Source organism: Nocardioides yefusunii (genome assembly GCF_004014875.1).
GTDB lineage: Bacteria > Actinomycetota > Actinomycetes > Propionibacteriales > Nocardioidaceae > Nocardioides > Nocardioides yefusunii.
The window spans coordinates 1,850,555-1,872,167 of the sequence record NZ_CP034929.1; the positions used below are offsets into that span (position 1 = coordinate 1,850,555).

Genomic DNA, 21,613 nt, shown 5'->3' on the forward strand with positions numbered 1-21,613 from the left:
GAGGGATCAGGCTTCCGCCTGCTCCTCGTCCTCGTCGGCGACGAAGTCGACGCCCGCCTCGGAGCGCTGCTGCTCGGTGATCGCGGCCGGAGCTGCGGTCAGCGGGTCGAAGCCACCGCCCGACTTCGGGAACGCGATGACGTCGCGGATCGAGTCCGCGCCACCGAGGATCGCCACGACGCGGTCAAGACCGAGCGCGATGCCGCCGTGCGGCGGGGCGCCGAACTTGAACGCGTCGAGCAGGAAGCCGAACTTCTCGTCAGCCTGCTCGGGCGTGATGCCCATGATGTCGAAGACTCGCTTCTGCAGGTCCTCGCGGTGGATGCGGATGGAACCGCCACCGAGCTCGGAACCGTTGCAGACGATGTCGTAGGCGTAGGCCAGGGCCTCGCCCGGGTTCGACTCCAGGGAGTCCATGAACTCCGGCTTCGGCGAGGTGAAGGCGTGGTGGACAGCCGTCCACGCACCAGCACCCACGGCGACGTCACCCGAGGCGACGGCGTCGTCGGCGGGCTCGAACAGTGGAGCGTCGACGACCCAGGTGAAGGCGAACTTCGAGTCGTCGATCAGGCCGCCGCGGCGACCGATCTCGAGACGGGCCGCGCCCAGGAGCGCACGGGACGCCTTGGCGGCACCGGCGGCGAAGAAGATGCAGTCGCCGGGCTGGGCGCCGGTGTGAGCCGCGAGGCCCTCCTTCTCCGCGTCGGAGAGGTTCTTGGCGACCGGACCACCGAGCTCGCCCTCGGCCGAGACGGTGACGTAGGCAAGGCCCTTGGCGCCACGCTGCTTGGCCCACTCCTGCCAGGCGTCGAACTGACGACGCGGCTGGTCGGCGCCACCGGGCATCACCACGGCACCGACGTACGGGGCCTGGAAGACGCGGAAGGTGGTGTCGGCGAAGTACTCGGTGCAGTCGACGAGCTCGAGGCCCATGCGCAGGTCCGGCTTGTCGGAGCCGTACTTGGCCATCGCGTCGGCGTAGGTCATGCGCGGGATCGGGAGCTGGACGTCCACGCCGTTGGTGGCCCAGACCTCCTTGATGAGCTCCTCCATCAGACCGATGACGTCGTCCTGGTCGACGAACGACATCTCGATGTCGAGCTGGGTGAACTCCGGCTGACGGTCGGCACGGAAGTCCTCGTCGCGGTAGCAACGCGCGATCTGGTAGTAGCGCTCCATGCCACCGACCATCAGCAGCTGCTTGAACAGCTGCGGGGACTGCGGCAGGGCGTACCAGTTGCCCGGGTGCAGACGGGCCGGCACCAGGAAGTCGCGTGCACCCTCGGGGGTGGAGCGGGTCAGGGTCGGGGTCTCGATCTCGACGAAGTCGTGACGCTCCAGCACGCGGCGGGCCGCGGCGTTGACCTTGCTGCGCAGGCGCAGGAGACGCTGCGGCTCGGAACGGCGCAGGTCGAGGTAGCGGTACTTGAGACGGGTCTCCTCGCCGACCTCGCCGCCCTTGGAGGCAGCAGCGTCGTCGATCGGGAACGGCAGCGGGGCCGAGGTGTTGAGGATCTCGATCGAGGCTGCGACGACCTCGACCTCGCCGGTGACGAGGTTGGGGTTGACGTTCTCGGGGGTGCGGGCGACGACCTCGCCGGTCACCTTGAGGCAGAACTCGTTGCGGAGGCTGTGGGCGACCTCCTCGTCGCGGACGACGACCTGGACGACGCCGGAGGCCTCGCGCAGGTCGAGGAAGGCAACTCCGCCGTGATCGCGACGACGTCCGACCCACCCGGCGAGGGTGACGGTCTGGCCGACGTGCTCGGCGCGCAGGGCGCCGGCGTCATGGGTGCGGATCACTTGTTCTCCTTTGAAGCGGTGTTCGTGACGACCTGCGGACGCAGGTCCTCTGCGGGCGGCGTCCAGGCGTCGGGCGTGGCCGTCACCTGGTCTCCCGACCGAATGTCCTTGACCTGGTGGGTGCCGTCGTCCTGCGTGAACCAGACGAACGGGATGCCCCGACGCTCGGCGTAGCGGATCTGCTTGCCGAACTTCGACGCGGTCGCTGCCACCTCACACGGTACGCCGTTCGCGCGGAGAGCCGTAGCCACGGCGGTCGCGGACGCGCGCGAGGACTCGTCGACCAGGGCGACGAGGACAGCGCTGGGGACGGACCGGTCGGCGACCAGGACGCCCTTGTTGAGCAGCGGCACCAGGACCCGGCTGACGCCGAGGGAGATGCCGACGCCGGGGTAGGTGTTCTTGCCGTCGGAGGCGAGCGCGTCGTAGCGGCCACCGGAGCAGATCGAGCCGAGGGACTCGTAGCCGTCCAGGCGGGTCTCGAAGACGGTGCCGGTGTAGTAGTCCAGGCCGCGGGCGATCTTGAGGTCGGCCTCGATCCGGACGGTGTCGGTGACGAGGTCCTGGCACTCGCGCACCAGCTGCGCCAGCTCGGCGAGACCCTCGTCGAGGAGCTCGTGGGTGACGCCGAGGGCGCGGACCTGCTCGACGAAGGAGTCGTCGGGGGTGCAGATGTCGGCCAGGCCGAGCACCTTGTCGGCCTGGTCAGCGGTGAGACCGGCCTCGGCGAGCAGCATCTCGCGGACCTTCTCGACCGGGAGCTTGTCGAGCTTGTCGACCAGGCGCATGGCCTCGTCGACGTCGTCGAGGCCCAGGCCGGCGTAGAAGCCCTGGAGCAGCTTGCGGTTGTTGACCTGGAGGCGGAAGCCGGGCAGGAAGGTGAGCTTCGAGAGGGCCTCGAGCATGACGCGGGTGACCTCGACGTCGTGGTGGAAGGGCAGCTCGCCCTGGCCCACGATGTCGATGTCGGCCTGCATGAACTCACGGAAGCGTCCCTCCTGGGGACGCTCGCCACGCCAGACCTTCTGGATCTGGTAGCGACGGAACGGGAACTCCAGCTTGCCGGCGTTCTCCAGGACGTAGCGCGCGAACGGCACGGTCAGGTCGAAGTGCAGACCCATGCCGGCGTCCTTGCCCGCCTCGGTGTCCTGCAGGCGCTTGAGGACGTAGACCTCCTTGGAGGTGTCACCCTTGCGGAGCAGCTGGTCCATCGGCTCGACCGCACGGGTCTCGATGCCGGAGAACCCGTGCAGTTCGAAGGTGCGAGCGAGGGTCTCGACGACCTCACGCTCGACGCTGCGCTGGGCAGGGAGGAATTCGGGGAAGCCGCTCAGGGGGCGGGGCTTGCTCATGGGATTTCAGAGTCCTCGGGTTGCACGACCCGCAGTGCCGTCTGCCTGCAGGTCTCGAAGGAAGGGGTTGGTGGCGCGCTCGCGACCGATGGAGGTCTGCTCACCGTGGCCCGGCAGGACGACGATGTCGTCCGGCAGGGTCAGGACCTTGTCGCGCAGGGAGCGCAGGATCGTGGGGTGGTCCCCGCCGGGCAGGTCGGTGCGACCGATCGAGCCGGCGAAGAGCAGGTCTCCGGAGAACATCACCTGGGAGATCTCCGGGACACCGGCAGCGTCGCCGTAGGGCATCCGGAAGGTGACCGAACCCGCGGTGTGTCCGGGGGTGTGGTCGACGTCGAAGGTGATTCCGGCGATCTCGAGGGACTGCCCGTCGGCGAGCTCACGGACGTCGTCGGGCTCCACGAAGGTGGCGTTGCTGCCCAGCAGGATGCCGGCGGAGTCCGCCGAGATGCCCTGCATCGGGTCAGCCAGCAGGTGCCGGTCCCGGGGATGGATCCAGGCCGTGGCGTCGTAGGTGCCCGAGACCGGGGCGACGCTCCACATGTGGTCGACGTGACCGTGAGTGACCAGGACCGCCACCGGCTTGAGGTGGTGCTCGCGGACCACGTCGGCAACGCCGGGAGCGGCGTCCTTGCCAGGGTCGACGACCACGCACTCGTTGCCCGGTCCGGTGGAGACGACGTAGCAGTTGGTTCCCCAGGGGCCTGCGGGGAAGCCGGCAATGAACACTGATGTGACCTTCAGTTCCGGATCGGTGAGGGTTGGCAGGGTGTCAGCCTACCGAGACTTCCGGGTTCATTGACTAGCATGGGCGACCATGAGCGCTGAGAAGCAGTCCGATTGGGGCCGAGTGGCCGAGGACGGCACCGTCTGGGTCCGCACGTCCACCGCCGAGAACGGCGAGAGGGCCGTGGGTTCCTACCCCGCTGGCACGCCTGAGGAGGCCCTGGCCTTCTTCACCGAGCGGTTCGCCGCCCTCGAGTTCGAGGTGCAGCTGCTGGTGCAGCGGGTCAACGGTTCGAAGGTGTCCCCCGACGAGGCCGTCACCACCGTCAAGCAGGTCCGTGAGCAGGTCGTGGGCGCCAACGCCGTCGGCGACCTCGACGGCCTGGTCGCCAAGCTCGACGCCCTCGGCCCGGTGATCGCCACCCAGCGCGAGGCCAAGAAGGCCGAGCGTGCCGCCCGCAACGCCGAGTCGAAGGTCGCCAAGGAGCGCATCGTCGGCGAGGCCGAAAAGCTCGCCGAGAGCACCGACTGGCGCGACGGCGCCAACCGTCTCCGCGTCCTTCTGGACGAGTGGAAGGCGCTCCCCCGTCTCGACAAGCCCACCGACGACGCCCTGTGGCGCCGTTTCTCCACCGCACGCACCACCTACACGCGCCACCGCAAGGCCCACTTCTCCGAGCAGAACGAGCGCCGTGAGGCCGCCCGCTCGGTGAAGGAGCGTCTGGTCACCGAGGCCGAGGCTCTCTCGACCTCTACGGACTGGGGCCTCACCGCCGGTCGTTACCGCGACCTCATGCGTGACTGGAAGGCCGCCGGACCCGCGCCGCGCGACGTCGAGGACAAGCTCTGGAAGCGTTTCCGCAACGCCCAGGACGCCTTCTTCGGTGCCCGTGACGAGGCCAACGCCGCGCTCGACGCCGAGTTCGCCGGCAACGCCGAGGTCAAGGAGGCCATCCTGGTCGAGGCCGAGGCGCTGCTGCCCGTCACCGACCTCGACGCCGCCAAGGCTGCCTTCCGCGACCTCGCCGACCGGTGGGACGAGGCCGGCAAGGTCCCCCGCGACCGCATCCGTGACCTCGAGGGCCGCATGCGCAAGGTCGAGACCGCGATCCGTCAGGTCGAGGAAGAGGCCTGGAAGAAGTCCGACCCGGAGAAGTCCGGCCGCGCCAACGACATGGTCACCAAGCTCGAGCAGGCCATCGCCGAGGTCGAGTCGAAGCTGGAGGCCGCCAAGGCTGCCGGCAACGCCAAGAAGGTCGCCGACCTCGAGGCCGACATCGCCAACCGTCAGGCCTTCCTCGAGATGGCTCGCAAGGCCGCCGAGGAGTTCTCGGGCTGATCCCCCGGCTCGGTCACTGAGCACCGCACCACGACGAAGGCCCGCCGCCCCTCACGGGGTGGCGGGCCTTCTCGCGTCACAGGAGCGCCGCTGAGGGCTCCGGAGTCACTGGGTGACGCGGTACGCGTCGAAGACTCCTGGGACTCGCCTGACGGCCTTCAGGACGCTGTCGAGGTGGATCGCATCGGCCATCTCGAAGCTGAACCGGCTCTTCGCGACCCGGTCGCGGGTGGTCTGCAGGGTGGCGCTGAGGATGTTCACGTGGGTGTCGGCCAGCGCCATCGTGATGTCGGAGAGCAGCCGGGCCCGGTCGAGCGCCTCGACCTGGATGTTGACCAGGTAGGTGGTCGCGGAGTTCGGGGCCCAGGTGACGTCGATGAGACGTTCCTGCTGCTGCTCGAGGTCGCCGGCGTTGGTGCAGTCGGTGCGGTGCACCGAGACGCCACCACCCTTGGTGACGAAGCCGAGGATCTCGTCGGGCGGGACCGGCGTACAGCACTTGGCCAGTTTGACCAGGACGTTCTGGCTGCCACCGACCACGACGCCGACGTCGTCAGGACCGTGCTGGCGCGGACGGTTACGGCGCCCTGAGATCGCGGACGCGTCCTCGGGCTCAGGCTCGGCACCGCCATGGAACTCCACGACCCGCTTGACCACGGCCTGGGCGGAGAGCTGGTTCTCCCCCACCGCTGCGTACAACGCAGTGATGTCGGCGATCTTGAAGTGCTCGGCAGCCTCGGTGAGGGACTCCGTGGAGAGCAGTCGCTTGAGGGGCAGGCCCTCCTTGCGCATCGCCTTGGTGATCTGGTCCTTGCCGCGCTCGACGGCCTCCTCGCGACGCTCCTTGGTGAACCACTGGCGGATGCGATTCTTGGCGCGCTGGGACTTCACGAACTGCAGCCAGTCGCGCGACGGTGCGGCGGTGTCTGACTTCGAGGTGAAGACCTCCACCACGTCACCGTTGGCCAAGGTCGACTCCAACGGCACCAGGCGTCCGTTGACGCGGGCGCCGATGGTGTGATGCCCAACCTCGGTGTGCACCGCGTAGGCGAAGTCGACCGGGGTGGCGTCGGCGGGCAACGCGATCACGTCACCGCGGGGGGTGAAGACGTACACCTCGCTGCGGTTGATCTCGAAGCGCAGGGAGTCGAGGAACTCGCCCGGGTCGTCGACGTCGGACTGCCAGTCCATGAGCTGACGCAGCCAGGCGAGGTCTTCCTTGTCGCCCATCTTGTCGGTGTCGACACCGGCGCGGTTGTTCTCCTTGTACTTCCAGTGCGCCGCGACGCCGTACTCGGCGCGACGGTGCATCGCGAAGGTACGGATCTGCATCTCGACCGGCTTGCCGGTCGGGCCGATCACCGTCGTGTGCAGCGACTGGTAGAGGTTGAACTTCGGCATCGCGACGTAGTCCTTGAACCGGCCCAGGACCGGGTTCCAGCGCGCGTGCAGGACGCCCAGGACCGAGTAGCAGTCACGGTCGTCGTCGACCAGGACCCGGATGCCGACCAGGTCGTAGATGTCGGAGAAGTCGCGGCCGCCCACGATCATCTTCTGGTAGATCGAGTAGTAGTGCTTGGGGCGACCGGTGACCTTGGCCGGGATCTTGGAGTCCTTGAGGTCCTTCTCCACCTGGGAGATGACCTGGGCCAGGAACTGGTCACGCGAGGGCGCACGCTCGGCCACGAGCCGGACGATCTCGTCGTAGATCTTGGGGTGCAGGGTGGAGAACGCGAGGTCCTCCAGCTCCCACTTGAGCGTGTTCATGCCCAGGCGGTGCGCGAGCGGTGCGTAGATGTCGAGGGTCTCGCGGGCCTTCTTCTCCTGCGACTTCTGCGGCACGTAGCGCAGGGTCCGCATGTTGTGGAGACGGTCGGCCAGCTTGATCACCAGGACGCGGATGTCCTTCGACATCGCGACCAGCATCTTGCGGATGGTCTCGGCCTGTGCGGCGTCGCCGTACTTGACCTTGTCGAGCTTGGTGACGCCGTCGACCAGCGCGGCGACCTCGTCTCCGAAGTCGCCGCGCAACTGGTCGAGGGTGTAGTCGGTGTCCTCGACGGTGTCGTGCAGGAGCGCGGCCACCAGGGTGGCCTCGGTCATGCCGATCTCCGCGAGGATCGTCGTCACTGCGAGCGGGTGCGTGATGTAGGGCTCGCCGCTCTTGCGCTTCTGCGGGGCATGCAGCCGCTCGGCGGTCAGGTACGCCCGCTCGAGCAGCGCCAGGTCCGCCTTGGGATGGTTGGTCCGCACGGCCCGGAACAGCGGCTCGAGGACGGGGTTGCCGCTCTGGCTCCGCGAGCCGATGCGCGCCAACCTCGCTCGCATCGAGCGTGTCGACGGCGCGTCACTCACCCGGTGACGCTCACTGACAACACCCTTGTCCTCTGCCATTGGGCCAGTCTAGACGGGCCTCAGAAGACTTCGAGCGCCAAGCAGTCAACTGCGCCGAGCGTCTCGCGTCCGGGGAGGAAGGAGAGCTCCATCAGGACCGCTGCGCCGACGACCTCGGCACCGCAGGACTCGATCAGACGACGGGTCGCTGCGAGGGTGCCCCCGGTGGCGAGGACATCGTCGACCATGAGGACCTTGTCCTCGGGGCCCACGGCGTCGACGTGCATCTGCAGGGTGTCGGTGCCGTACTCCAGGGCGTAGTCCTCGGAGTGGCACTCGCGCGGGAGCTTGCCCGGCTTGCGGACCGGGACGAAGCCGACGCCGAGGGCCATCGCGACCGGGACGGCGAACAGGAAGCCGCGGGCCTCGGTGCCGACCACCTTGGTGACAACGGTGTTGCCCTCGGCGTCCCGGCCGGCGTCGGCCAGGGCTTCGACGACGGCAGAGAAACCGGCGTGGTCGGCGAGGAGCGGGGTGATGTCCTTGAACACGACGCCGGGCTGGGGGTAGTCCGGGACGTCGGCGATCAGCGAGGCCATGGCCTCACGGGCTGCTGCGAGGGTGCTCATGCTCAGGCGTCCTCGCCCTTGTCGAGGTCGATGCCCGTGGTCTCGGCGGACTCGGTGGTCGCGGAGGTCTGCTCCTCGCGCACGACCTCGGCGATCGCGGCACGCACGACCTCGATCTCGGTACCGGCGGCGATGGACAGGACAGCGCGTCCGTCGACCAGCTCGACGACGGTGCCGAAGATGCCGGAGGTCAGCATGACCTTGTCACCCACCTGCAGGGAGGCCTGCATGGCCTGCGCAGCCTTGGCGCGCTTCTGGGCGGGGCGCACCATCAGCAGCCACATCAGAATGAAGACGAACAGGAGAGGAAGGAGTTCCACGACGGCCTTTCAGGCGGGGGTCAGATCGCCCTCGATCCTACGGGGAAGGCCCCCGGCGACCTCAGTCCTCGAAGAGTTCCTGCTGCCCTGTCCCCGACGTCGACGAACGGCCTCCCGCCGGGTCGATCCTGGGCGGAGTGAGCCCCAGGTGTTCCCACGCCGCCGGGGTCGCGACCCGGCCGCGGGGCGTCCGGACGAGGAAACCGTTACGCACGAGGAAGGGTTCTGCGACCTCCTCGACGGTCTCGCGCTCTTCCCCGACGGCCACCGCGAGGGTGGCGATGCCCACCGGGCCACCGGCGAAACGCAGACAGAGAGCCTCGATCACCGACCGGTCGAGCCGGTCGAGTCCGAGGTCGTCGACCTCGTAGAGGTCGAGGGCCGCTGCGGCCACCTCGTCGGTGAGGACACCGTCGGCACGGACCTGGGCGTAGTCACGCACCCGGCGCAGGAGACGGTTGGCGATGCGTGGGGTGCCGCGCGAACGCGACGCGATCCGTCCCGCTCCCCCGTCGGTGATCTCGACGCCGAGGAGACCCGCCGAGCGACGCACGATCAGGTCCAGGTCGGCCGGCTCGTAGAAGTCCAGGTGCGCAGTGAAGCCGAAGCGGTCACGCAGCGGACCGGGCAGCAGACCTGCACGCGTGGTGGCACCCACCAGCGTGAACGGCGGGATGTCGAGCGGGATCGCGGTGGCACCGGGGCCCTTGCCCACCACGACGTCGACCCGGAAGTCCTCCATCGCCATGTAGAGCATCTCCTCGGCCGGGCGCGACATCCGGTGGATCTCGTCGACGAAGACGACGTCGCCCTCGTTGATGCCGCTGAGGATCGAGGCGAGGTCACCGGCATGGGTGATCGCCGGCCCCGAGGTGACACGCAGGGGTGCGGACATCTCGTTGGCGATGATCATGGCCAGGGTCGTCTTGCCGAGTCCGGGAGGACCCGAGAGCAGCACGTGATCAGGGGCGCGGCCGCGCTGGCGGGCTGCTTCGAGGACGAGCCCGAGCTGGTCGCGAACGCGGTGCTGCCCCACGACCTCGTCCAGGCTCTTGGGGCGCAGTGCGGCGTCGACGACGCGGTCGTCACCGTCAGCGTCGGCCTGGGTGAGGGCGCGCAGGTGCTCCTCCTCCATCGCCGACAGCTCGACGGGGCCCTCGTCGAAGTCGTCGGAGAAGTCGTCGCCGTCGAAGCGGCGGTCGAAGGCCATCAGCCGCGGCTCAGGTGCTGGAGCGCCGCACGCAGTGCCACGCCGACGTCGGGGTTGTCGCCCAGGGTCGCAGCAACGCCGTCGGCGGCCTTCTCGGCGTCCTTGGCCGAGTAGCCCAGCCCGACGAGACCCTCGACGACCTGCTCGCGCCAGGTCACGACGGTGACCGTCGGGCCGCCGGAGGTGACGGTGCCGTGCGGGTGGCCGATCCGGTCCTTGAGTTCGATCACGATCTTGGCTGCGCCCTTGGCGCCGATGCCGGGGACCTTGGTGAGCGCCTTGGCGTCGTCGGCGTGGATGGCCTGGCGCAGCGCGTCCGGGCTCATCACCGCGAGCACGGCCTGGGCCAGCTTGGGGCCGACGCCGGAGGCGGTCTGCAGGACCTGGAAGCAGCTCTTCTCGTCGGCGTCACGGAAGCCGAAGAGGGTCATGGAGTCCTCACGGACCACGAAGCTGGTCGCCAGCAGCGCCTCCTCACCGACCCGCAGACCGGCCAGGGTGTCGGGGGTGCAGAGGACCTCGTAGCCGAGGCCGCCCACCTCCAGCACGGCGGAGGAGAGGGTGACGGAGTGGACGGTGCCACGCACGTGGGCGATCACGGGATGAGCTCCTCAGGAGGGGGGCAGCAGGGTGGACAGGGGACGGAACGTGTTCAGGGGCGCTTGCGCGTGGCCGACTTGCCGGCCGCCTTGCTCGCCGCCAGGGCCTCGGCCCAGCGCTGCGCGGCAGCAGTCGGGGCAGCGGCCCCGCGGGCGGTGTCCACCCGGGTCTGGCCTCCGCCACGCCAGAGGTGCGTGATCGCGATCGCCAGGGCGTCAGCGGCGTCGGCTGGCTTGGGCGGGGCGTCGAGCCGCAGGATCCTCGTCACCATGCCGGTGACCTGGTCCTTGTCGGCGCGGCCGTTGCCGGACACCGCGGCCTTGACCTCACTGGGCGTGTGTTGGGCGACCGGGATGCCACGTCGAGCTCCGCAGACCATGGCGATGCCGGCGGCCTGGACGGTGCCCATGATGGTGCTGACGTCCGACCTTGCGAAGATCCGTTCGATCGCAACCGCGTCGGGGGCGTACTCGTCGAGCCAGGCGTCGATGCCCTTCTCGATCGTCACCAGACGTCGCGGGACGTCGAGGTCGGAACTGGTCCGGATGACGCCGACGTCGACCAGCGACAGCGGACGTCCGGGGTCTCCCTCGACGACGCCCACACCGCAGCGGGTCAGACCGGGGTCGATGCCGAGCACTCGCACGGGACACCGTCCTTCCAGTCGACCGGGTGTGGCGCTTCTACGGCCCACCGGGCCGCGTCCGAACACATGTTCGCATGGCAACGGTAGTCCATTCCAGCCTGCCGCAGCCGCCAACACGCACGAGGGCCCGCAGCGCTCCCACGGAACGCAGCGGGCCCTCGGGGCTCGAACTCAGGTCACTCGGCGTCGAGCTCGGCCATGACCTCGTCGGAGACGTCGACGTTGGCGAAGACGTTCTGGACGTCGTCGAGGTCCTCGATCGCGTCGATCAGCTTGAAGACCTTGGCCGCAGCCTCGGCGTCGACCGGGATCTCCATGCTGGGGACGAACTCGACCTCGGCGGACTCGTAGTCGATACCGGCCTCCTGCAGCGCGGAGCGGACCGCGACCACGTCGTTGGGCTCGGAGATGATGGTGAGGTTCTCACCGGCGTCCTTGACCTCGTCGGCACCTGCGTCGAGGGTCGCCTCGAGGACGTCGTCCTCGGAGACCGACTTGCCGTCCTGGTTCTTGGCCACGACGACCACACCGCGACGCTCGTAGAGACGCGAGACCGAACCGGGGTCGGCCATGGTTCCGCCGTTGCGGGTGACCGCGGTGCGGGTCTCCATCGCGGCACGGTTCTTGTTGTCAGTGAGGCACTCGACCAGGATGCCGACGCCGCCGGCACCGTAGACCTCGTACATGATCGACTCGTAGTTGACGCTGCCGCCGTCGAGACCGCCACCGCGCTTGACCGCGGCGTCGATGTTCTTGTTGGGGACCGACTGCTTCTTCGCCTTCTGGATGGCGTCGACGAGGGTCGGGTTGCCGGACGGGTCAGGTCCACCCATCTTCGCCGCGATCTCGATGCCCTTGATGAGCTTGGCGAAGAGCTTGCCGCGCTTGGCGTCGATCGCGGCCTTCTTGTGCTTCGTGGTTGCCCACTTGGAGTGCCCTGACATGGGTCCCTCTTCCGTCTCGTCCGTTCCGGCGTCACTGTCAGGCAGCGCGCACCAGATCAAGAAACGACCGGTGCAGGCGCAGGTCTCCGCCGACCTCCGGATGGAAGGAGGTGGCCATGAGCACTCCCTGACGAACGGCGACGATCCTACCGCCCTCCTCCCCCGCATGCGCAGCGTCGCCCTCGAGGACCGCGAGCACCTCGACCTCGGACCCGACGTCGACCACCCACGGAGCCCTGATGAAGACCCCCCGGACGGGTGAGTCGAGACCCGCGACCCGCAGATCGGTCTCGAAGGAGTCGGACTGACGACCGAAACCGTTGCGTCGCACGGTCACGTCCAGCCCGCCGATGCCCTCCTGGCCCTCCTTGGCGTCCACGAGGCGATCAGCCAGGAGCACCATGCCGGCACAGGTTCCGAAGATCGGCAGCCCGGAGGCCACAGCAACACGCAGCGGGTCGAGAAGTCCGAAGGTGCGCGCGAGGTGCGAGATCGCGGTCGACTCACCACCCGGCAGCACCAGACCGTCGAGACCTTCGAGCTCGTGCGGACGACGCACACGGCGCACTGCGCACCCCAGGGCCTCGAGTGCGGCGACGTGCTCGCGCACGTCACCCTGGAGGGAGAGGACACCTACCTGAACACTGTTCACGTGGACACGCTAGTCGCCGACGTCAGGGAAGTTCGAGGCTCCCGCTCAACGCTTGGGTGACTCACCTCACAGAACTTTCCCGTGCCTACGGGAATGCGGGACCCATCGCCGGCGTTAGAAGGTTGATTCATCAACCATCTCGTACCCCTCCTGAGGAGCACCACCGTGACCGTGAAGATCGGCTACATCATCGGATCCCTTTCCTCCACCTCGATGAACCGCGCTGCGTTCGAGGCCGTGAAGAAGAACGCCCCCGCTGGCGTCGAGTTCTCCGAGATCGCCATCTCCGAGCTCCCGTTCTACTCCCAGGACGCCGAGGTCGAGTTCCCGGCCGTCGCACAGGGCTTCAAGGACGCCATCGAGGCCTCCGACGCTCTCGTCGTCGTCACCCCGACCTTCAACAACTCCCTCCCGGGTGCCCTGAAGAACGCTCTCGACTGGTCCTCGCGCCCGTGGGGCAACAACTCCTTCGCCGGCAAGCCCGTCGCCGTCGCCTCGGCCTCCCCCTCCGGCCACGCCGGTGCCCCGGCCGCCAACCACGTCGCCGACGTCCTCGGCTTCGGTGAGGCCAAGGTCCTCGAGACCCAGTTCAACCTGACCGTCAGCGAGTCCACCTTCACCGCCGAGGGCGACTTCGCCGAGGACGAGACCAAGGCCCGCGCCGCCGAGTTCGTCGCCGCGATCGCCGCCAACGCGCAGGTCTGATCGACCCCTGAAACACCACCGAAGGGCCCCGCACAGCGGGGCCCTTCGGTGATTTCGATGCAGCGTCGAGTCGGACTCAGGGCCGACGCTGCCAGGAGCAGGCGACGTCCACCGCTCCCGGCCGCACGACACCCTGCAGGCCATGGCGCTCCAGACAGCCGAGCACGGCGGCCGCCAGCTGGTCACCGGGCTGCACCGGGTGGCCGGTGCCGTGCCGGAGGCCCAGTTCGAGTCGACCGCCCAGGACGGCGTCCCAAACGGCCCGTTCGGAGAACCAGATGATGCCGCGCAACGGCGTGGGCGCCTGCTCGACACGGTTCCTCACCTCGGCGACGTCGTCGACCCCGGCGAGCACCGGAATGTCGTGGCGCTGGCACTCCGACATCGCAGCGCGGAGCCGGTCGTGGTCGGTCGGCGCCGTCCAGGCCGCAGCTTCGGTGCGGTACTCGCGGCGGGCCGCGAGCAACCACCCCTTGGCCATGATCGTGGGATCAGTGTCGGGCATGAGCTCGGCCACCATCGCCGCGAAGACCTGCTCCTGCTCGGTCTCGGGCACCAGGCCGGCCCTCACCATGAGGCGGGCAGAGTCCCGCAGGTCCCGTTCCGCACGACTCTCGCTCACACCGGATCCTTCCTCACTGCACGCCACCTGCTGGACTTCGGTGGTCCGCCTCGATCCTAGGCAGCCACCGACGTCGGCCCCGCACCCGTGTCCTCGGAGATCACGAGTGCGGGACGTTCGTCACCAGCCGCGCTCGGCCAGACGGTGCCCGACCGGGAGCTCTTCGACATTGATGCCGACCATGGCCTCGCCGAGGCCACGACTGACCTCCGCGATGACGGCCGGGTCGTCATGGAAGGCGGTGGCCTTGACGATCGCGGCGGCGCGCTCGGCCGGGTTGCCGGACTTGAAGATGCCAGAGCCGACGAAGACACCGTCGGCGCCGAGCTGCATCATCAGGGCCGCGTCAGCAGGCGTCGCCACTCCACCGGCGCTGAACAGGACGACCGGGAGCTTGCCGGTGCGGGCGATCTCGGCGACGAGGTCATAGGGCGCCTGCAACTCCTTGGCCGCGACGTAGAGCTCGTCGGGAGCCAGCGCGCCGAGACGGGCGATCTCACCACGGATGGCGCGCATGTGGGTGACGGCGTTGGAGACGTCACCGGTGCCGGCCTCGCCCTTGGAGCGGATCATCGCGGCACCCTCGGTGATGCGGCGCAGAGCCTCGCCCAGGTTGGTGGCGCCACAGACGAAGGGGACGTCGAAGGCCCACTTGTCGGTGTGGTGGGCGTAGTCGGCCGGGGTCAGCACCTCGGACTCGTCGATGTAGTCAACGCCGAGGGACTGCAGGACCTGCGCCTCGACGAAGTGACCGATGCGGGACTTGGCCATCACCGGGATCGTGACAGCGGAGATGATGCCGTCGATCATGTCGGGGTCGCTCATCCGGGAGACGCCGCCCTGGGCACGGATGTCGGCGGGGACGCGCTCGAGCGCCATCACGGCGACGGCGCCGGCGTCCTCCGCGATCCGGGCCTGCTCGGGGGTGACGACGTCCATGATGACGCCGCCCTTGAGCATCTCGGCCATGTCGCGCTTGACGCGGGTGGTGGCGATCTCAGGGCGTGCAGGAGTTCCAGCGGTGGCAGATCCAGCGACGGATCCAGTGACGGGGGGTGCGACGGCAGGGTCGACGAAAGTGGTCATGGCGCCAGAGCGTAGCGCCCACCTGAACAGTGTTCAGTACCGGTCCCGAACAGTGTTCAGGATCCAGCCCTCACCACGCCTCAGACAGCGTTGTCGGCGTCGATCACGAGGGCCTGCCTGCGGACCTTGAGGATGCGGAAGACCACGGTGTACGTGCTCGCGAACGCCAGCACCCACAGCACCACCTTGCAGAGCAGGTCGGTGCCGAAGATGGCACCCACGCCGGTCAGCACCAGGACGGCGACGAGCCGGTCGGCGCGCTCAGCGAGGCCACCCTTGGCGTCCATGCCCAGCGACTCCGCCTTGGCACGGGCGTAGGAGGTCACCGAGCCCATGACCAGGCAGTACAGCGCGACCCCGAGGTGCACCTTGCTGTCGCCGGAGTTGGCGAAATAGAGCGCGAGGCCACCGAAGATGGCAGCGTCACCGAAGCGGTCCAGGGTGGAGTCGAAGAAGTTGCCGAAGACCGAGACCCGACCCGACTTGCGCGCCATGGCGCCGTCGATCATGTCGGAGAAGACGAAGAGCGTGATGACCAGGACTCCGGTCAGCAGCATGCCTTGGGGGAAGAAGACCAAGGCCCCGGCGCACACGCCGATGGTGCCCACCAACGTCACGGCGTCGGGACTCACCCCGAGACGGATGAGGAGGTTGACGATCGGCGCCAGCATGACGCCCTGCCAGAAGTTCTTGAACCGATCGAGCACGATCAGTGAGGTTACTCGCCCCGCAGCAGTGTGGCCGCTTCTGCGACCGCCCTCGGCGCGCCGAGCAGGAACCACTCCACCCCGTCGGCCTCGATCCGGGCCGACGTCCCACCCACCGAGCGGACCAACGCCTCACCGGGCGCTGAGTCCCAGAGTGGGACGCTGTGCTGGACGCTGAGGTCTGCGCGAGCAGCCGCCACGTCGGTGGCGTCGAGCGATCCTGACCCCGTGGATCGCCAGGTCGCGACACCACCCATCAGACGTCGCCAGGCGGCACCCACAGCCGTCGCGTGGTGCGGCGGGTGCAGATAGGTCAGCAGGCACGAATCAGCCAGTGTCACGTCGACCAACCGCGGTACCGGACGCCCGGACTCGGTCAGCGCGACGTCGGAGCCGCCCACCCAGACCTGGGCGTCGGCATCCGCGCCGGAGACGCTCGCCACCGCGCCCAGGACCGGGACACCGTCGACGACGAGGGCCGCAGCACTGCACCACCGCTGGGATCCGCGGGTGAAGTTGTACGTCCCGTCGACGGGGTCGAGCACCCAGGTGCGCCCCGAGCAACCGGGCCGGAACGCGCCCTCCTCCCCCACGACCGCGTCGTCGGGACGTCGGGCGGCCAGCAGAGCCACCATGGCCGCCTCGGCAGCCGTGTCGGCCCGGGTGACGACGTCGGTCCGGTTGGACTTGGTCCGGGCCGGATCGAGGCACGCCTGCGCCCACAGGCCGCGGGCGGTGGAGACGCCGACGGCCACCAGCTCGTGCGCCAGTGCGGCGTCGGAGAGGTGGCCGTCGGTCGGGTCCATGTTCAGTGCCAGGCCTCGGCGAGCAGGTCGCGGGTCTGGGTGAGCAGCTGCGGGATCACCTTGGTGTTGCCGGTGACGGTGATGAAGTTGGCGTCACCCACCCAGCGCGGCACGACGTGCTGGTGCAGGTGGTCGGCCAGCGAACCGCCCGCCGCCGAACCCAGGTTGAGACCGACGTTGAGGGCGCGCGGACTGCTCACCTTCTTGATCGTGCGGATCGCAGCCTGGGTCATGCTCATGAGCTCCGCGGACTCCTCGGGTGTGAGGTCCTCGAGCTCGGAGACGTGGCGGTACGGGATCACCATCAGGTGGCCCGGGTTGTACGGGTGCAGGTTGAGCACCACGTAGCAGTGCTCGCCGCGCGTGACGACGAGGCCGTCGTCGCCGCCCAGGGACGGGATGGAGCAGAACGGGCAGGTGTGGGTGCCCTCCTCCTTGGCCAGGGCCTCCCCCCGGATGTACGCCATCCGGTAGGGAGTCCAGAGCCGCTCCAGACCGTCGCCGTGCGGAGCCTCGTAGTCGTCGCTCATCGTCGTGCTCAGACCTGCTCGCGGTTCGCGACCACGGTGGCGATGCGCTCGATCGCCTCGGCGATCGGCACACCGTTGTCCTGACGACCGTCGCGGTAACGGAACGACACCGCTCCGGCCTCGACGTCGGCGTCACCGGCGATGATCATGAACGGCACCTTCTGCAGCTGCGCGTTGCGGATCTTCTTCTGCATGCGGTCGTCGCTCAGGTCGAGCTCGGCGCGCAGGCCGGCAGCCTTCATCTGGGCGACGACGTCGCGCAGGTACTCGTCGTGACGCTCCGCGATCGGGATCGCGACAGCCTGGACGGGCGCGAGCCAGGCCGGGAAGGCGCCGGCGTAGTGCTCGACGAGGACGCCGATGAAGCGCTCGATGGAGCCGAACTTGGCCGAGTGGATCATCACCGGCTCCTGACGGGTGCCGTCAGATGCCTGGTAGGAGAGCTCGAAGCGGTGGGGCTGGTTGAAGTCGTACTGCACGGTGCCCATCTGCCAGGTGCGGCCGATGGCGTCCTTGGCCTGGACCGAGATCTTGGGGCCGTAGAACGCGGCGCCACCCGGGTCGGGGACGAGCTCGAGACCGGTCTCGGCCGCGACGTCCTCGAGGACCTTGGTCGCGGCCTCCCACTGCTCGTCGGAGCCGATGAACTTCGACGACTCGGGGTCGCGGGTGGAGAGCTCGAGGTAGAAGTCGTCGAGACCGAAGTCGCGGAGCACCGAGAGCATGAAGTTGAGGAGGTGCTTGACCTCGTCGGGCGCCTGCTCGGGGGTGCAGTAGGAGTGGGAGTCGTCCTGGGCGAAACCGCGCACGCGGGTGAGGCCGTGGATCACGCCGGACTTCTCGTAACGGTAGACCGAACCGAACTCGAAGAGGCGCAGCGGGAGCTCACGGTAGGAGCGTCCGCGGCTTCGGTAGATCAGGTTGTGCATCGGGCAGTTCATTGCCTTCAGCTGGTAGTTCGCGCCCTCGAACTCCATGGGCGGGAACATGGTCTCGGCGTAGTGCGGCAGGTGGCCTGAGGTGTGGAAGAGGCCGTCCTTGGAGATGTGCGGCGTGCCGACGTACTCGAAGCCCTCCTCGATGTGGCGGGCACGGACGTAGTCCTCCATGACGCGCTTGAGCACGCCACCACGGGGGTGGAAGACCGGCAGGCCGGAGCCGAGCTCGTCAGGGAAGGAGAACAGGTCGAGCTCACGACCGAGCTTGCGGTGGTCGCGGCGCTCGGCCTCCTCGATGCGGTGCAGGTGCTCCTCGAGCGCCTCCTTGGTCTCCCAGGCGGTGCCGTAGACGCGCTGCAGCATCTTGTTCTTCTCGTCACCGCGCCAGTAGGCGGCGGCCGAACGCATGATCTTGAACGCGGGAATGCGCTTGGTGGTCGGCAGGTGCGGACCACGGCACAGGTCGGACCAGGCGACCTCACCCTTGCGGTTGATGTTGTCGTAGATGGTCAGCTCGCCGGCACCGACCTCGGCCGAGGCACCCTCGGCGGCGTTGGCGGCGTTGCCCTTGAGGCCGATGAGCTCGACCTTGTAGGGCTCGTCGGCGAGCTCGACGAGGGCGTCCTCGTCGGTGGTGACGCGGCGCTCGAAGCGCTGGTTCTCCTTGACGATCTTCTTCATCGCGGACTCGATCTTCACCAGGTCCTCGGGGGTGAAGGGGGTCTCGACGTCGAAGTCGTAGTAGAAGCCGTCGTTGATCGGGGGTCCGATGCCGAGCTTGGCCTCGGGGAAGAGTTGCTGCACGGCCTGGGCCAGGACGTGCGCGGCGGAGTGACGCAGGATGTCGCGGCCGTCCTTCGTCGCCATCTCCACGGACTCGACCTCGTCGCCCTCGACGAGCTCGTAGGAGAGGTCCTTGAGGGACTCCCCCAGACGGGCGGCGATGACGTCGGGCTCGTCGGCGAACAGCTCCCAGGCCTTCGTTCCGGCGGTCACCGTCCGTTCCTCGCGAACTCCTGCGTGGATGCGGACGATCTTGATCTCGGACACGAGAACTCCTGGGGTGTGGCGGTGTGCTGCCTACGGTGCAGCGCTTTCTGCTCGATGGTATCCGGACAGTGGCGTCCGGGACGCACGAAGGCCCCGGCGGAGTTCCGCCGGGGCCTTCGCTGTCCCTGTCGGTGATCGGTCAGATCACCGGTTCAGGGCGTCAGGTCACTTCTTCTTGACCGTGACCTTCTTGACGACCTTGGAGGTCTTGGTGGTGCCGTTGCCCTTGTAGGAGATGGTCACCGTGTAGGTGCCCTTCTTCAGCTTGGGGGTCTTGAGGGAGACGGTCCCGTTCTTCTTGAGGGTGACGGTCTTGGAGACGACGGCCTTCTTGACACCCTTCTTGGTCACCTTGATGACGACCTTGCCGGCCCCGGCCTTCTTGCCGGCCTTGACGGTCGCCTTGACGGTGGCCTTCTTGCCGATCTTGGCGTTGGTCACCTTGACGGTGGTCTTGGAGGCAGCCTTGTCGACGACCGCGACCTTGATCGCGGAGGTCTCCGAACCGGTGAACGCCTTGGCGTCGGCCGGGACGAACTTCACCACGTAGGAGTGGGTGCCCTTCTTGACGTTGGTCAGGGTGATCGTCGCCTTGCCGGCGACAGCAGCCTTCTTCGCGACGACCTTGGTGCCCTCGACGACCTGGAACTCACCGGCAGCAGCCGGAGCGACGGAGGCCTGGACGGTGACGGTGTTGGCGGCGGTCGCCTTGACCGTGGCCTTGGCATCGGTCTTGGCAGCCGGAGTCTCGACCGGCTCAGCAGCCACAGCAGCGAACGGGACGGTGACGTCGCGACGGATGTCGATCTCGATGTCGTTTTCCATGTTGAACGCGGTCACGACAGCCGAGATCGACTTGAGCTTCAGCTCACCGGCCGGGGTACCGGCGGGCAGGGTGCCGGTGATGGCCGGGAAGGCGAAGCCCTGCGACATCGGGGTGGCCGGGTCGACGATCGAGGTACCGGTGAACGGGATCTCGGTCTCACCCAGAGTGAGCACGGCGTCGAGCTTGACCTTGGAGACGGTCACCATCGCGGGGATGGCGGCCAGCTTCGGGAAGTCCTCGATGGCCAGGGAGAGCTTGCCACCATCCTGGGCGACGCGGAAACCGTCGCCGACGCCGAGGGCGTAGGTCGAGTACTTGGCCAGGAGTGCCGGGTCACTGACGGCGTCGAAGCCGACCCTGACTGGCTCGTTGACCGTGAAGTCGATGGCGCTGTCGCCCGAAGCCGTGGTCAGGGTGACCTTGTAGCTCTTGAGCTCGAGCTCACCTGCGGGCGAGCCGAAGGGAAGGTCGAACTTCAGCTCGGGCAGGGCCAGGCCCGAACCGATGAACGGCAGGGTGCCACGCGGAGTGGACGAGCCCTGGGCCGGAACGTCCGTGCCGTTGAGGTCGAACACGGCGTCGACCTGGATCTTCGAGACGGTCACGCTCGCCGGCGGGCCGGAGAAGGTCGGGAAAGCGGCCTGCTTGATGGTGACTGCCTGGTCCAGCTGGGAGGCCACGAAGTTGGGCTCGTGACCGATCGAGGCGCCGAAGGCACGGGCCTCGAGGGTGGACGGCGTCTTGGCGAACTCGACGGTGACGTCGCGACGGATGTCGATCTCGATGTCGTTTTCCATGTTGAACGCGGTCACGACAGCCGAGATCGACTTGAGCTTCAGCTCACCGGCCGGGGTACCGGCGGGCAGGGTGCCGGTGATGGCCGGGAAGGCGAAGCCCTGCGACATCGGGGTGGCCGGGTCGACGATCGAGGTACCGGTGAACGGGATCTCGGTCTCACCCAGGGTGAGCACGGCGTCGAGCTTGACCTTGGAGACGGTCACCATCGCGGGGATGGCGGCCAGCTTCGGGAAGTCCTCGATGGCCAGGGAGAGCTTGGTGCCGTCCTGGGTGACGCGGAAACCGTCGCCGACGCCGAGGGCGTAGGTCGAGTACTTGGCCAGGAGTGCCGGGTCACTGACCGCGTCGAAACCGATGACGGCCGGCTCAGCACCCACGGTGAAGTTGATGGCACTGTCGCCCGAAGCCGTGGTCAGGGTGACCTTGTAGCTCTTGAGCTCGAGCTCACCTGCGGGCGAGCCGAAGGGAAGGTCGAACTTCAGCTCGGGCAGGGCCAGGCCCGAACCGATGAACGGCAGGGTGCCACGCGGAGTGGACGAGCCCTGGGCCGGAACGTCCGTGCCGTTGAGGTCGAACACGGCGTCGACCTGGATCTTCGAGACGGTCACGCTCGCCGGGGGCCCGGAGAAGGTCGGCAACGCGGCCTGCTTGATCGTGATGGCCTGGTCCAACTGAGTGACGCTGAAACCGGGGTTGTACACGAGCTCGGCACCGAAGGAGCGGGCGACGAGCGGCGAGCCTGCGGTGGTGACCGCGGCTGCAGCAATGCTGACGCCGGCGCTGGCGCTGGCCGGAGCGGCAACGGCGCTGCTCATGAAGACCGGCGCCGCGAGGACGCTCGACACGAGCGCACTGGCGGCGAGTCCGGCGGTGATGCGGTTACGCATGAATTCCTCCTGTCGACGCAGCGGGGCGCTGACTCCCCGCGGCGAAGGCTGACGCATCACAGACCCTGTGACGCAAACAACACGATATATGATTTCTGATCTA

General features: G+C 68.3%; 20 protein-coding genes. 2 read left to right on the forward strand and 18 right to left on the reverse strand.

Annotation, left to right across the window (positions count from 1 at the left end; genetic code table 11):
* Positions 1–6: 6 nt before the first annotated feature.
* From aspS to EOV43_RS08440, 3 genes are read right to left on the reverse strand one after another with little or no spacing between them, the layout of a single operon-like run.
* Entirely contained in the window at positions 7–1,803 is a 1,797-nt protein-coding gene (gene aspS, locus EOV43_RS08430) for an aspartate--tRNA ligase (RefSeq protein WP_128220895.1), read from the reverse strand.
* Entirely contained in the window at positions 1,800–3,155 is a 1,356-nt protein-coding gene (gene hisS / locus EOV43_RS08435) for a histidine--tRNA ligase (RefSeq protein ID WP_128220896.1), read from the reverse strand. The genes aspS and hisS overlap by 4 nt, the downstream gene beginning before the upstream one ends.
* A 6-nt stretch (positions 3,156–3,161) precedes the next feature.
* Complete coding sequence (locus tag EOV43_RS08440; protein WP_128220897.1) at positions 3,162–3,884, reverse strand: MBL fold metallo-hydrolase; 723 nt, start codon at positions 3,882–3,884, stop codon at positions 3,162–3,164.
* An 88-nt stretch (positions 3,885–3,972) separates the two neighbouring features.
* Here EOV43_RS08440 and EOV43_RS08445 point away from each other — a divergent pair, with 88 nt between their 5' ends.
* A complete protein-coding gene (locus tag EOV43_RS08445) occupies positions 3,973–5,220 on the forward strand; it encodes a DUF349 domain-containing protein (protein ID WP_128220898.1) in 1,248 nt (415 codons plus the stop codon).
* Positions 5,221–5,325: 105 nt separating this feature from the next.
* Here EOV43_RS08445 and EOV43_RS08450 read toward each other — a convergent pair whose 3' ends face one another.
* From EOV43_RS08450 to pdxT, 8 genes are all read right to left on the reverse strand, one after another.
* Positions 5,326–7,614 (reverse strand): RelA/SpoT family protein, encoded by a 2,289-nt coding sequence (locus EOV43_RS08450; protein ID WP_239022033.1) that lies wholly within the window; start codon positions 7,612–7,614, stop codon positions 5,326–5,328.
* A gap of 20 nt (positions 7,615–7,634) precedes the next feature.
* Positions 7,635–8,183 (reverse strand): adenine phosphoribosyltransferase, encoded by a 549-nt coding sequence (locus EOV43_RS08455; protein WP_128220899.1) that lies wholly within the window; start codon positions 8,181–8,183, stop codon positions 7,635–7,637.
* Positions 8,184–8,185: 2 nt separating this feature from the next.
* Positions 8,186–8,503, reverse strand: coding sequence for a preprotein translocase subunit YajC (gene yajC, locus EOV43_RS08460; protein ID WP_128220900.1), 318 nt, complete (start codon positions 8,501–8,503; stop codon positions 8,186–8,188).
* 61 nt (positions 8,504–8,564) lie between these two features.
* The gene (ruvB, locus tag EOV43_RS08465; protein ID WP_128222221.1) at positions 8,565–9,638 is read right to left on the reverse strand and encodes a Holliday junction branch migration DNA helicase RuvB; all 1,074 of its coding nucleotides are present in this window, start codon (positions 9,636–9,638) and stop codon (positions 8,565–8,567) included.
* Between the two features lie 74 nt (positions 9,639–9,712).
* Positions 9,713–10,312: a Holliday junction branch migration protein RuvA gene (ruvA, locus tag EOV43_RS08470; RefSeq protein ID WP_128220901.1), complete on the reverse strand. Its 600-nt coding sequence runs from the start codon at positions 10,310–10,312 to the stop codon at positions 9,713–9,715.
* A gap of 53 nt (positions 10,313–10,365) precedes the next feature.
* Entirely contained in the window at positions 10,366–10,959 is a 594-nt protein-coding gene (gene ruvC / locus EOV43_RS08475; RefSeq protein WP_128220902.1) for a crossover junction endodeoxyribonuclease RuvC, read from the reverse strand.
* A 176-nt stretch (positions 10,960–11,135) separates the two neighbouring features.
* Entirely contained in the window at positions 11,136–11,903 is a 768-nt protein-coding gene (locus EOV43_RS08480; RefSeq protein ID WP_128220903.1) for a YebC/PmpR family DNA-binding transcriptional regulator, read from the reverse strand.
* 37 nt (positions 11,904–11,940) lie between these two features.
* A complete protein-coding gene (pdxT, locus tag EOV43_RS08485) occupies positions 11,941–12,555 on the reverse strand; it encodes a pyridoxal 5'-phosphate synthase glutaminase subunit PdxT (RefSeq protein WP_128220904.1) in 615 nt (204 codons plus the stop codon).
* A 165-nt stretch (positions 12,556–12,720) separates the two neighbouring features.
* Here pdxT and EOV43_RS08490 point away from each other — a divergent pair, with 165 nt between their 5' ends.
* Positions 12,721–13,260 carry an NADPH-dependent FMN reductase gene (locus tag EOV43_RS08490; protein WP_206611296.1) on the forward strand — a complete coding sequence of 180 codons (540 nt, stop codon included), beginning with the start codon at positions 12,721–12,723 and terminating at the stop codon, positions 13,258–13,260.
* A gap of 76 nt (positions 13,261–13,336) precedes the next feature.
* Here the strand turns inward: EOV43_RS08490 and EOV43_RS08495 are convergent, their stop codons facing one another.
* The 7 genes from EOV43_RS08495 to EOV43_RS08525 form a co-directional block, all read right to left on the reverse strand.
* Positions 13,337–13,882 carry a DUF6891 domain-containing protein gene (locus EOV43_RS08495; RefSeq protein ID WP_128220905.1) on the reverse strand — a complete coding sequence of 182 codons (546 nt, stop codon included), beginning with the start codon at positions 13,880–13,882 and terminating at the stop codon, positions 13,337–13,339.
* Between the two features lie 120 nt (positions 13,883–14,002).
* On the reverse strand, positions 14,003–14,968 hold the full coding sequence (gene pdxS / locus EOV43_RS08500) for a pyridoxal 5'-phosphate synthase lyase subunit PdxS (protein WP_128220906.1): 966 nt from the start codon (positions 14,966–14,968) through the stop codon (positions 14,003–14,005).
* Positions 14,969–15,048: 80 nt separating this feature from the next.
* The gene (gene pgsA / locus EOV43_RS08505; protein WP_128220907.1) at positions 15,049–15,675 is read right to left on the reverse strand and encodes a phosphatidylinositol phosphate synthase; all 627 of its coding nucleotides are present in this window, start codon (positions 15,673–15,675) and stop codon (positions 15,049–15,051) included.
* 11 nt (positions 15,676–15,686) lie between these two features.
* Complete coding sequence (locus EOV43_RS08510; RefSeq protein WP_128220908.1) at positions 15,687–16,481, reverse strand: inositol monophosphatase family protein; 795 nt, start codon at positions 16,479–16,481, stop codon at positions 15,687–15,689.
* A gap of 2 nt (positions 16,482–16,483) precedes the next feature.
* Positions 16,484–17,011, reverse strand: a complete 528-nt coding sequence (locus EOV43_RS08515; protein ID WP_128220909.1) for an HIT family protein — start codon at positions 17,009–17,011, stop codon at positions 16,484–16,486.
* A gap of 8 nt (positions 17,012–17,019) precedes the next feature.
* Entirely contained in the window at positions 17,020–18,999 is a 1,980-nt protein-coding gene (gene thrS, locus EOV43_RS08520) for a threonine--tRNA ligase (protein ID WP_128220910.1), read from the reverse strand.
* Positions 19,000–19,164: 165 nt separating this feature from the next.
* Positions 19,165–21,510 carry an Ig-like domain repeat protein gene (locus EOV43_RS08525; RefSeq protein ID WP_164900545.1) on the reverse strand — a complete coding sequence of 782 codons (2,346 nt, stop codon included), beginning with the start codon at positions 21,508–21,510 and terminating at the stop codon, positions 19,165–19,167.
* Positions 21,511–21,613: the final 103 nt, after the last annotated feature.

Excerpts from the sequence above, each read along its gene's own strand:
- hisS (WP_128220896.1), bottom strand. The coding sequence starts at position 3,155 with ATGAGCAAGCCCCGCCCCCTGAGCGGCTTCCCCGAATTCCTCCCTGCC.
- EOV43_RS08445 (WP_128220898.1), top strand. The coding sequence starts at position 3,973 with ATGAGCGCTGAGAAGCAGTCCGATTGGGGCCGAGTGGCCGAGGACGGC.
- EOV43_RS08450 (WP_239022033.1), bottom strand. The coding sequence starts at position 7,614 with ATGGCAGAGGACAAGGGTGTTGTCAGTGAGCGTCACCGGGTGAGTGAC.
- EOV43_RS08455 (WP_128220899.1), bottom strand. The coding sequence starts at position 8,183 with ATGAGCACCCTCGCAGCAGCCCGTGAGGCCATGGCCTCGCTGATCGCC.
- ruvB (WP_128222221.1), bottom strand. The coding sequence starts at position 9,638 with ATGGAGGAGGAGCACCTGCGCGCCCTCACCCAGGCCGACGCTGACGGT.
- EOV43_RS08480 (WP_128220903.1), bottom strand. The coding sequence starts at position 11,903 with ATGTCAGGGCACTCCAAGTGGGCAACCACGAAGCACAAGAAGGCCGCG.
- pdxS (WP_128220906.1), bottom strand. The coding sequence starts at position 14,968 with ATGACCACTTTCGTCGACCCTGCCGTCGCACCCCCCGTCACTGGATCC.
- EOV43_RS08510 (WP_128220908.1), bottom strand. The coding sequence starts at position 16,481 with ATGGACCCGACCGACGGCCACCTCTCCGACGCCGCACTGGCGCACGAG.
- EOV43_RS08515 (WP_128220909.1), bottom strand. The coding sequence starts at position 17,011 with ATGAGCGACGACTACGAGGCTCCGCACGGCGACGGTCTGGAGCGGCTC.
- EOV43_RS08525 (WP_164900545.1), bottom strand. The coding sequence starts at position 21,510 with ATGCGTAACCGCATCACCGCCGGACTCGCCGCCAGTGCGCTCGTGTCG.